General features: G+C 65.2%; 7 protein-coding genes. 2 read left to right on the forward strand and 5 right to left on the reverse strand.

The window, feature by feature from the left end:
- Window positions 1–10 precede the first annotated feature (10 nt).
- Window positions 11–5,002 carry a diguanylate cyclase gene (locus I7X43_RS15425; protein WP_198101844.1) on the forward strand — a complete coding sequence of 1,664 codons (4,992 nt, stop codon included), beginning with the start codon at window positions 11–13 and terminating at the stop codon, window positions 5,000–5,002.
- Between the two features lie 10 nt (window positions 5,003–5,012).
- Here I7X43_RS15425 and I7X43_RS15430 read toward each other — a convergent pair whose 3' ends face one another.
- The 4 genes from I7X43_RS15430 to I7X43_RS15445 all read right to left on the reverse strand — a co-directional run bounded on the left by I7X43_RS15430 (window position 5,013) and on the right by I7X43_RS15445 (window position 9,493).
- Window positions 5,013–5,966 carry an NAD(P)H-dependent flavin oxidoreductase gene (locus I7X43_RS15430; RefSeq protein WP_198101845.1) on the reverse strand — a complete coding sequence of 318 codons (954 nt, stop codon included), beginning with the start codon at window positions 5,964–5,966 and terminating at the stop codon, window positions 5,013–5,015.
- A gap of 2 nt (window positions 5,967–5,968) precedes the next feature.
- Window positions 5,969–7,744, reverse strand: coding sequence for an acyl-CoA dehydrogenase (locus tag I7X43_RS15435; protein ID WP_198101846.1), 1,776 nt, complete (start codon window positions 7,742–7,744; stop codon window positions 5,969–5,971).
- Between the two features lie 69 nt (window positions 7,745–7,813).
- Window positions 7,814–8,743, reverse strand: coding sequence for an electron transfer flavoprotein subunit alpha/FixB family protein (locus I7X43_RS15440; protein ID WP_198101847.1), 930 nt, complete (start codon window positions 8,741–8,743; stop codon window positions 7,814–7,816).
- Window positions 8,744–9,493 (reverse strand): electron transfer flavoprotein subunit beta/FixA family protein, encoded by a 750-nt coding sequence (locus I7X43_RS15445; protein WP_198101848.1) that lies wholly within the window; start codon window positions 9,491–9,493, stop codon window positions 8,744–8,746.
- 124 nt (window positions 9,494–9,617) lie between these two features.
- Between I7X43_RS15445 and murI the strand changes: the two genes are divergently transcribed.
- Window positions 9,618–10,403, forward strand: coding sequence for a glutamate racemase (gene murI / locus I7X43_RS15450; RefSeq protein ID WP_310737586.1), 786 nt, complete (start codon window positions 9,618–9,620; stop codon window positions 10,401–10,403).
- On the opposite strand, the gene I7X43_RS15455 is transcribed toward murI, so the two are convergent.
- A partial coding sequence (locus tag I7X43_RS15455; RefSeq protein ID WP_198101850.1) for a response regulator occupies window positions 10,400–11,136 on the reverse strand: 737 nt, incomplete at its 5' end. The two genes, murI and I7X43_RS15455, sit on opposite strands and share 4 nt — an antisense overlap.

An 11,136-nucleotide genomic window follows, 5' to 3' on the forward strand; every position in this document is an offset into this window, starting at 1 on the left:
GACGTCCTCCATGCAAATCGCTGGTTTCACGCTGCAGGAAGTGATTTACGCCCACGGCGAAACGGTGGTTTGCTTGGCGCAGGCGGCTACGGGCGAGTGGCGGGTGCTGAAGGTGCTCGACACCCAGCAACCCGCCCCCGACCTGCTGGCGCGGTGGCGACACGAGCACAGCCTGCTGCGCACCTTGGATTCCGAATGGATTCTGAAAGCGCTGGACTTGAAGCCCCACGGCCGCAGCGTGGTCTTGGTGTTGGAGCACTTTGCGTCCACAAGCTTGGCGCAACTCATCGAACGCAATGCCCTGGATTTGGGCGAGCGCCTTCAACTGGCGATTCAGCTGTGCCAAGCCCTGGGGGCGGTCCATGCCCAGCACTTGATTCACGGCGACATCGCGCCCAAGAACGTGCTGGTGGATTTGGCGACGTTCCGCTTGAAGCTGTGTGATTTTGGCCTGGCGACCCGGCTGGACCGCGAAACCCGGCGCAGCGGAGAAGGTGCCCCCCGGGGAACACTGGAGTACTTGTCGCCCGAACAAACGGGGCGCACGAATTTGGCGGTGGACTACCGCAGTGACTTCTATGCGCTGGGGGTGACGCTGTACGAATTGTTGGGCGGGCAGCGGCCGTTCCAGTCGGGTGACTCCATGGCCCTGCTGCATGCCCACATCGCCCTGCCCCCGCCGCCCCTGCACCAATTGAACCCGCAGGTGCCGGAGCCCCTCTGTGCCGTGGTGCACAAGCTGCTGGCCAAAAACCCCGACGAGCGCTACCAAAGCAGCCATGGGCTCAAGGCGGATTTGGACCACTGCGCGGAACAACTGCGCGTTCAGGGGCGCATCGAACCCTTCGCGCTGGCCCAGCAGGACGTTCCCGAACGGTTCAGTGTCTCGCAGCGTCTGATCGGACGGGAGGCACAGATCCACAACATCCTGGCCGCGTTCGAGCACGCGCGCAGCGGCCAGGCTCAGCTGCTGCTGGTGGCGGGGCCTTCGGGTGTGGGGAAGTCGGCGCTGGTGGCCGAATTGCACCGCCCGGTGTTGGCGCAGCGCGGCTACTTCTTGCGCGGCAAGTGCGACCAGTTCAACCACGAGCAGCCTTACGCGGCGCTGGTGCAGGCGTTTCATCCCTTGATGGAGCAACTGGCAGTCGAGGACCCGGTTCGACGCGCCTATTGGCGCGAACAGCTGGGCCAAGCGCTGGGGGAACACGCGGCGGCCATCACGGAGATCGTTCCGCAACTGCGCCTGCTGCTCGGCGACGTGCCCCCGCTGCCCGTGCTGCCTCCCGTCGAAAACGAGCAGCGCTTTCACATCGCCTTTGGGCGCTTTGTGCGCATCGTGGCCGCGCAGGCCCACCCGGTCTTGCTGTTCCTGGACGACCTGCAGTGGGCCGATCGCCCCACCCTGCGCCTCATGGAGCAGTTGCTGACCGGTGACGAACGCGCCTGCTTGCTGATCGTCGGCGCTTACCGCGACAACGAGGTGGACGCCACCCACCCCATGCAAGAACTCTTGCACCTGGTGCAGCGCCACCGCCCTGTTGAGCAGTTGCTCTTGCCCCCCTTAGATTTGAGTCAGGTCGCACAGTGGCTGGGGGAGTCCCTGCACCGCCCGCCTGGCTCGGTAACCCCACTGGCCACGCTCTGCCATGCCAAGACCGGCGGCAACCCGTTCTACCTGAGCCAATTCCTGCGCCATCTGCATGAAGTGGGCGATCTGCAGTACGACCGCCCCACCGGCGCCTGGGTCTGGGACTTGGAGCGCATTCGCGGCCGCGACGAGACCGCCAACGTCGTGGAGCTGATGCTCACCCGGCTGCGCAGCCTGCCCCAGGACACGCGGGATTTGCTGGCCCGAGTCGCCCACCTGGGCGAGGGCTTTCGCTTGGGCGAGTTGATGCTCTTGTGTGGCCAGGACGCTCGCACCACTGCTGCCCGGCTGTGGCCGGCCCTGGCCGCGGGTCTGGTGCTGCCGCTGGGCGAGCGCTACAAATTCGAAGAGAGCCCCGATCTCTTGGAGCGCGCGCGCTACCGTTTCCTGCACGACCGGGTTCAGCAGGCCGCCCATGCGCTCACCCTTGCGGACGACCGCAGCGCACTGCAACTCGACTGCGGGCGCCGCCTGCAGCGAGGGCTTCAGGCCGCGGAACTCGAGGACCGCCTCTTCGTGGTGCTGGAGTGCATGAACCAAGGACTAAACCTCCTGGTGGAGCCAACCGAGCGCGAAGCCCTGGGCCGACTGAACCTGCAGGCCGGTTTGCGCGCCAAAGCCTCGTCCGCCTACGCGGCGGCGGCCCAGCACCTGAAGCTGGCCCAGAAGCTCCTCCCCGCCGAGGCCTGGGCGCAGGACCCCGTCGGCACCCAGCGGGTCTACAAGGCACTGGCGGAGGCCCTTTATCTGGCTGGGCAGTTTGAGGCCGCCCTGGCGGTCTACCCCCAGGTGCATGCCCAGTGTGCCGACCCCGTGTTGCGCGCCGAAATCTGCTTGGTGCAAGCCGAACAGCTGTGCATTCAGGGGCACTTCCTGACCGCCCTGCCCGTTCTGCGCCAGGGTTTGGCCTTGGTCGGGCGCCCCTTCCCGGAGGAGGATGCGCAGGCGATGGCCGCCTTCCCGGAAGAATTCGCCCAGACGCAAGCCTTGCTGGCGGCCCACGCCCACACGGACTGGCTGGCACTCCCAGAAATGAAAGACCCGGCGCGCCTGATGGAGATGCGCCTTTACCTGGGCTTGACCCACGCCAGCTACCAGTGCGCCTGCTTTGGCACCTTCTTGCTGGACGCCAGCCGCATGGTGCGCACCAGCTTGCAATACGGGCTTTGCGACTTAACGGCGGTGGCCTGCGTGGCCTACACCACGGCCATGGCCGCCATGAAACTGCCGTACACCGAGGTGCACCGCATGGGGCGCATGGCGGTGCGCATTGCCGAGGCGAGGCCCGATCGCCATTACCGCATCACGGTCTATCAATACTTCGGGCCGTTCTACCAACACTGGGGTGAGCCCTTGCAGGACAGCCTGCCCCTGCTCGACCGCGCGATTGAATTGGGGCTGAGCGGGATGAACCCGCTCTCCACCGGCTACTGCGTGCTGCTGCGGGCCGTCAACCGCTTCATCTACGGCGCGCCGCTGGAAGAAGTGGAACCCGAAGCCGAACGTGCCCAGCGCGTATTGCAACGCACCCTGCAGCCCAGCACCGAAGCCATGCTGCTCACCGGCGTGCTGCAGCCGCTCCGGGCGCTGCGCGGCCACACGCAGGGCCCGCTGAGTTTTGAGAGCGCCGAGTTCAGCCCCAGCGCCTTCTTCAAGGGCGATGAGCGCTCGCCTGGCATTCAGTTGGCCTTTTACAGCGCCGCTTGGTTGCGACATGCCTACCTGCTGGGGGCCGCAGAGCTGTGGCGCCACCATGTGCCGAACGTGCCGATGATCGGCTTGGTGCTACCCGACAGCCCCACGTACGTCGAGGCCTGTTTCTATGAAGCCCTGGGCCTGCTGCGCGAAGGGTTTGGGGAGGCCCCCGATGGGTTGGCGCGCGCCCAAGCGCACCTGCAAAGCTTTGAGACCTGGGCCCACGGCTGCCGCACCAACTTCCACCACCGGGCGCTCCTGATCGCCGCCGAGCTCGCCCGGGTCCAGGGCGATGAGCGCCACGCGATGGACCTGTTCGCCCAGGCCATTGATGCCGCCGCCCAAGCCGAGTTCACCGCGGACGAGGCCCTGGCCAACGAGCGCTATGCCCGTTTTTGGCAGGGGATGGGGCAACAGCAGCTGGCGGCGAATTTCATTCGGGAGGCCCACTTCCACTACCGGCGCTGGGGTGCCTCGGTCAAGTGCCAGCAACTCGAAACCGAATGGCCGCAGCTGTCGTTCCGCGTGGTGCAGCGGCACAGCGCCACGACCGGTCATTCGTTGGGCAGCACCCAAAGCGAGAGCGCCAATGCCGTCGACCTGGCCTCCCTGCTGAAAGCCAACCAGGCGCTGGCCCAGCAAATCCACCTCGACACCCTGCTCGAAACCATGCTGAGCTTGCTGCTGCAAAACGCCGGGGCCGAGGCCGGCGCCATCATCAGCTGCAACGAGGGGGAGTTGGTACTGGAGGTTCAAGGCAGCTTGGGCGCCGGGCAGTTGCAAATTTCGCAGCGCTTGGCTCAAGCCTTGACTGCGGATGACACCTGGCTCCCCATGCCGCTGCTGGAGTACGTGCAACTCACCCGAAGCACCTTGGTGCTGAATCAACCCGCGCAAGACCCCCGATTTGCCCGCAGCGCCTATTGGCAGGCGCTGCAGCCGCAATCGGTGCTGTGCCTCCCGGTTCTGACCCAGGGGCGATTGGTGGCCCTGGTCTATTTGGAGAACCGGCTGCTCAGCGATGCCTTCACGCTACGACAGCAGCGCACCCTGGAGGCGCTGAGCGCCCAAGCCGCCATTTCCATGCTCAATGCCCGGTTTTACGAAAGTCTCGAAGAGAAAGTCGCTCAGCGCACCGAAGAGCTGCGGCAGATGAGCATGAAGGATGGCCTGACCGGGATTGCGAACCGTCGGGCCTTTGATGAGCGATTGGCACTGGAATGGCGGCGCAGCCAACGGCACGGCCGTCCACTCTCATTGCTGATGATCGACATCGACCACTTCAAGCTCTTCAACGACCACTATGGGCACGTGGACGGCGATCAGTGCATCCGGGCGGTGGCCCAGGCGCTGCAGGCCTCCATCACGCGGGCGACGGACTTGGTGGCCCGCTTCGGTGGGGAAGAATTTGCAATTCTTGTTCCGGATGCGGACACGACGGCCGCAGCCCAGATTGCCACCGTCTGTCACCACAGCATCCGAGCCTTGGGCCTCGATCACGCCCCCTCGCCCACGGCTGAGAGCGTCACGGTCAGCATCGGGCACGCCACCTGCGTGGCCCATGCGCTGGAAGGCCCTGAGGCCCTGATTCGGGCCGCCGATCAGGCGCTCTACCAGGCCAAGCGCACAGGGCGCAACCGCAGTTGCGCCGCCGAATGAGTGCCGGCCTTTAAAGCGCCAAGCGCTGGCGTGCGGCTTGGTACTCGCGGGCCAGCCGGTCCACGAGTTCGGACGTCGGCACCACCGCCTTGACCGGGTTGATGCCTTGGCCGCAGCCCCAGATGTCCTTCCAGGCTTTGGCTGCCGCACCGCCGCCGAAGTTCATTTTGCTGGGGTCGCTCGCTGGCAGGTTGTCCGGGTCCAGCCCTGCACGCGCAATGGAGCCTCGCAGGTAATTGCCATGCACCCCCGTGAAAAGGTTGGTGTAGACGATGTCGTCGCTCGTGCCGCCGACGATTTCAGACTTGTACTCCGCGGCAGCCCGCGCCTCTGTGGTCGCGATAAAGGCCGAGCCCATGTAGGCCAGGTCGGCGCCCATGGCTTGCGCGGCCAGGATGCCGTCGCCGGTACCAATGGCCCCACTGAGCAGCAGCGGCCCATCAAACCACTCACGGATTTCCTGGATCAAGGGGATCGGGTTCTTGACTCCGGCGTGACCGCCGGCGCCGTGGGCCACGGCGATCAGACCATCGGCGCCCTTCTCGATGGCCTTCTTGGCGAATTTGTTGTTGATGACATCGTGCAGCACGAGGCCCCCCCAGGCGTGCACGGCCTGGTTGACATCCTCCCGTGCGCCCAGGCTGGTGATGATGAGCGGGACCCTGTACTTGGCGCACACGGCCATGTCGTGCTCCAAGCGGTCGTTGCTCTTGTGCACGATTTGGTTGATCGCAAAAGGCGCCGCCGGGCTTTCCGGGTGGGCCCGGTTGTGGGCCGCCAGGGCTTCGGTGATCTCGGCCAACCACTCGTCGAGCAGCTCAGCTGGGCGGGCGTTGAGCGCCGGCATGGAGCCGACGATGCCCGCCTTGCACTGGGCGATCACCAGCGCCGGCACCGAGACGATGAACATCGGCGAAGCCACCACCGGCAGCCGCAGGCCTTGCAGGATCTTGGGGAGCGCCATGATTAGAAGGCTTCCAACGGCAGGGCCAGGGCCGAGCCCGCGCCGTTCAGCACGGCGTCACGCAGTGCTGCCGTGCGCGGCAGGATGTGCTCGGCATAGAAGCGCGCGGTGGTGATCTTGGCCTGCATGAATGCGGTGTCGTTGCCGGCCGCCCATTCCTTCTCAGCCGCCAGCAGGGCGCGCGCCAGTTGCCAACCCGCCACCAAGTTCCCAGCCAGCATCAGGTAAGGCACGGAACCGGCAAAGACCGCGTTCGGGTTGCTGCGGCCGTTCTCGGCCATGAAATCCACCACGGCCAGATAGGCTTGACGGGCATGGCTGAGGTTGGCCCGCATCGCATGTGCCGCTTCGCTCCCCTGAGCCAACTCCAACTCCGTGGCCTCCACCATCGCCGCCACGGTGCGCGCGTACTGGCCACCATCGCGCAGCGTCTTGCGTCCCACAAGGTCATTGGCCTGGATGGCCGTCGTGCCTTCGTAGATGGTCAGGATCTTGGCGTCGCGGTAATGCTGGGCAGCACCCGTTTCTTCGATGAAGCCCATGCCGCCGTGGACTTGTACGCCCAGGGACGTGACCTCGTGGCTGATCTCGGTGCTGTAGCCCTTGACCAACGGCACCAGGAATTCATAGAACGCCTGCGCCTCTTGATCACCCGCCGCATGCGTGCGGTCATAAGCGCCCGCCGCAGTGCTGGCCATGGCGCGGCAGCCTTCGGTGAGGGCCCGCATGGTCATGAGCATGCGGCGAATGTCAGGGTGATGAATGATGGTTGCCGCGGCCGCCTGCGAGCCATCAACCGGCCGACTCTGCACCCGATCGCGCGCATAGCCCACCGCCTGCTGATAGGCCCGTTCGGAAAGCGCCACGCCTTGGACGCCCACGCCATATCGGGCGGCGTTCATCATGATGAACATGTATTCGAGGCCACGGTTTTCCTCGCCGACCAGATAGCCGATGGCACCCCCGTGGTCGCCAAACTGCAGCACCGCCGTGGGGCTGGCCTTGATGCCCAGCTTGTGCTCGATGGACACACAGTGCGCATCGTTGCGTGCGCCCAGGGAGCCATCGTCATTGACCAAGAACTTGGGCACAACGAAAAGGCTGATGCCCTTCACCCCGGCCGGCGCGCCCGGCACGCGCGCGAGCACCAAATGGACGATGTTCTCGGCCATGTCGTGTTCGCCGTAGGTGATGAAGATCTTGGTCCCAAAGACTTTGTAAGTGCCGTCACCCTGCGGCTCGGCCTTGGTACGGACCAGGGCCAGGTCCGACCCCGCCTGCGGCTCGGTCAAATTCATCGACCCCGTCCAGCTGCCATCGATCATCTTGGGGATGTATCGGCGCTTGAGCTCGTCACTGCCCGCCGTCAGCAGCGCCTCGATGGCGCCATCGGTCAGCAGCGGACACAGGGCGAAACTCATGTTCGCGCTGTTGACCATCTCTTGGCAGGCAGCCGCAATGACCTTGGGCAGGCCCTGACCGTCAAATTCGGTGGGGTGCACCAGGCCTTGCCAACCGCCCTCCACATATTGACGGAAGGCCTCCTTGAATCCCGGCGTGGTCGTGACTTTGCCGTCCGCCCAGCTGCTGGGGTTCTTGTCCCCGTCGTGGTTCAGGGGCGCGATCACATCCTGGCAAAGCTTGGCGCATTCGTCCAGAACAGCCTGGGCGGTGTCCAGACCGGCATCGGCAAACGCGGGGATTTGGGTCAGGCTGTCGAGGTCGGCCAGATGGGCCATGTTGAACAGCAGATCCTTGACGGGGGCGGTGTAGCTCATGATGACTCCAGAAAAATGAAAGGCGCCGGCACCCGGGGGTGGCGGCGCCCTGGGATCGGGTGCAGTGAATTACAGGCTGTTGACCAGTTCGGGCACTGCCGCGAACAGGTCCGCTTCCAGGCCGTAGTCCGCCACGCTGAAGATGGGCGCCTCGGGGTCCTTGTTGATCGCCACGATCACCTTGGAATCCTTCATACCCGCCAGGTGCTGAATCGCGCCGCTGATGCCGCAGGCGATGTAGAGCTGCGGGGCGACGATCTTGCCGGTCTGGCCCACCTGCCAATCGTTGGGTGCGTAGCCGGCGTCCACGGCGGCACGGCTGGCGCCGAGCGCCGCGTTCAACTTGTCGGCCAACGGGGTCAGCACGGCATTGAACTGGTCGCTGGAGCCCATGGCGCGACCGCCCGAGACGATGATCTTGGCACCCGTGAGTTCGGGACGGTCGCTCTTGGTGGTCTCACGGCCCACAAAGCTGCTCTTGCCCGAATCGCCGACCGCAGCAATGGCTTCCACTGCCGCGCTGCCCCCGGCAGCCGCCGCGTCAAAGCCGGTGCTGCGCACGGTAATGACCTTGATGCCATCGACCGACTGCACGGTGGCGAGGGCATTGCCCGCGTAGATCGGGCGCTCAAACGTGTCGGCGCTTAGGACCTTGGTGATGTCGCTGATCTGGGCCACATCCAACAGGGCCGCCACGCGCGGTGCGGCGTTCTTGCCGCTGGCCGTGGCCGGAAACAGGATGTGGCTGTAGCTAGAGGCCAGGGCCACCACTTGAGCGGCGAGGTTTTCGGCCAAGCCTTCAGCCAGCGCAGCGCCATCAGCGTGCAGCACCTTGGCCACGCCAGCGATGGCGGCAGCGGCTTGGGCCGCACCCGCCGCGTTGTGACCGGCCACCAGCACGTGCACATCGCCACCGCAGGCCAGGGCAGCCGTCACGGTGTTGAGGGTGGCGCCCTTCAGGGTGCCATGGTCGTGTTCGGCAATGACGAGAACGGCCATTTAGATCACCTTCGCTTCGTTCTTGAGTTTGCTCACCAAGGTGGCCACGTCCGGCACCTTGATCCCCGCGCTGCGCTTGGCCGGTTCGGCGACCTTCAGCGTCTTGATGCGCGGCGTCACATCCACACCCAGATCGGCCGGTTTGACCGTATCCAGCGGTTTCTTCTTGGCCTTCATGATGTTGGGCAGCGTCACATAGCGCGGCTCGTTCAAGCGCAAGTCGGTCGTGATGACCGCCGGCAGGGCCAGCTTCACCGTTTCCAAGCCGCCATCCACCTCGCGGGTGACGTTCACGCCACCGTCCACGGCCTCGACCTTGGAGGCGAAGGTGCCTTGCGGCATGCCGGTCAGCGCGGCCAGCATTTGGCCAGTCTGGTTGCAGTCGTCGTCGATGGCTTGCTTGCCCAAGATGACCAACTGCGGCGCTTCCTTCTCGACCAAGGCCTTGAGGATCTTGGCCACCGCCAGGGGCTGCAACTCGGCATCGGTCTCCACCAGGATGGCGCGGTCAGCACCAATGGCCATGGCGGTGCGCAGGGTCTCCTGACACTGGCTCACACCGCACGAGACGGCGACGATTTCCGTCACAACGCCCTTTTCTTTCAGTCGAACGGCTTCTTCGACGGCAATTTCGTCGAAGGGGTTCATCGACATCTTGACGTTGGCAATGTCCACGCCCGAGCCATCGGCCTTGACGCGCACCTTCACGTTGTAGTCCACGACCCGCTTGACGGGCACCAGTACTTTCATCCCGGTCTCCAAGAAGGGAAAAACTGCCGGCATTCTAGGGGTCGACCCCAGGGGGTACAGGGGGTTTCGGGGCAAACCTGCAGTCAAAATAGAACGGTCGTTCTATTTTTTGCGTGAGGTCAAGGTGCAACCATCGGTGGGTGTATGGGATTCAGGCGTTGGCGGGCTCACGGTGCTCGCCGCCCTGCGTCGGGCTTTGCCCGGCGTACCGATGCACTACCTGGCCGACAGCGCCCATGCCCCCTACGGCGAGCGCGCTGACGCTTTCATTCTGGAACGCAGCCTGGCGCTGACCGACCATTTGATTGCCCGGGGAGCGCGACTCATCGTGATCGCCTGCAACACCGCCACGGCCGTAGCGGCCGACGCGCTACGGGTCCGCCATCCGGGAGTCCCCATCGTCGGCATCGAACCCGGCATCAAACCGGCGGTCGCCGCCAGTCGTACCGGTCGCGTGGGCGTACTGGCCACCACTGCGACGGTCAACAGCCCACGTTTTGCCCGCCTGCTTGCCCGGCATGCCGCCGACGCCCGAATCACATCGGTCGCGTGCTCGGGCGTGGTCAAGCACATCGAAGCGGGAGATGTCGACAGTGCGGCCTTGCGGGCCCTCATTCACCGCTATTGCGAGCCTCTGCGGCAAAACGCCGTGGATACCGCCCTGCTGGGCTGCACCCACTACCCCCTGATTCGACCACTGTGGGAGGCCGAACTGGGCCCCGGTGTGCAACTGATCCAGGTGGAGGCGGCCGTTGCCCAACAGGCCGCCCGACTTTGGGCCGGAACGATGCCCCCTGAAGAGGTCGGGGGGTTGCGGTTGAGTTCGACGGGCGACCCTGGCGTTCTCGCCCAAGTCGCCCGCCAGGGTTTGGGCTGGCTGGACGTGCAGCCCACCCATGAGCGGATCTAAGCCGGCACCTGAACCGCCAGCCGGGCGCGCTCAATACATGCGATCAGGTCGGCCTCGGCATACGGCTTACCCAGCAGGGTCGTCACGCCCGCCGCATCGGCAGCGGCTTTGCGGTCATCGGCCGAGGTGATCATGATGACGGGAATCGCCCCCAAAGTGGCGGAAGCACGCACGTATCGCGTGAGCTCAAACCCGTCCATTCCCGGCATTTCAACGTCGGTGATGACCACATGGGGCGTATGCAGCGCCATCTTGGCCACTGCCTCTTCGCCACTGTCCGCCAACACCACCTGATATCCCTGCGGAGCCAAAGCGCGTTGTGTTTTCACCCGCACCACCTTGGAGTCATCCACCACAAACACCACGGTTTCATCCGCACGCAGTTCACGTGAATTCAGCGACGGCAGGGGTGGCGCCACGGCCATCTGTGCTGGAGACTGGGCCGCCAGCCGCTCAGCCTCCCGTTGCTCGGCTTCCAGGCGCTCGGCTTCCCGTTGCTCGGCTTCCAGTCGCTCAGCTTCCCGTCGCTCAGCTTCCCCTCGCTCAGCTTCCCGTCGCTCAGCTTCTCGTCGCTCAGCTTCTCGTCGCTCAGCTTCCAGTCGCTCGGCTTCCAGTCGCTCGGCTTCCAGTCGCTCGGCTTCCAGTCGCTCGGCTTCCAGTCGCTCGGCTTCCAGTCGCTCGGCTTCCAGTCGCTCGGCTTCCAGTCGCTCGGCTTCCAGTCGCTCGGCTTCCA

The organism is Inhella gelatinilytica, assembly GCF_016093295.1.
In the GTDB taxonomy this organism is placed as follows: Bacteria; Pseudomonadota; Gammaproteobacteria; order Burkholderiales; family Burkholderiaceae_C; genus Inhella; species Inhella gelatinilytica.

What these genes read in the sequence shown, in the direction of transcription:
- I7X43_RS15425 (WP_198101844.1), top strand. Translation starts at nt 11, where the DNA reads ATGCAAATCGCTGGTTTCACGCTGCAGGAAGTGATTTACGCCCACGGC.
- I7X43_RS15430 (WP_198101845.1), bottom strand. Translation starts at nt 5,966, where the DNA reads ATGGCGCTCCCCAAGATCCTGCAAGGCCTGCGGCTGCCGGTGGTGGCT.
- I7X43_RS15435 (WP_198101846.1), bottom strand. Translation starts at nt 7,744, where the DNA reads ATGAGCTACACCGCCCCCGTCAAGGATCTGCTGTTCAACATGGCCCAT.
- I7X43_RS15440 (WP_198101847.1), bottom strand. Translation starts at nt 8,743, where the DNA reads ATGGCCGTTCTCGTCATTGCCGAACACGACCATGGCACCCTGAAGGGC.
- I7X43_RS15445 (WP_198101848.1), bottom strand. Translation starts at nt 9,493, where the DNA reads ATGAAAGTACTGGTGCCCGTCAAGCGGGTCGTGGACTACAACGTGAAG.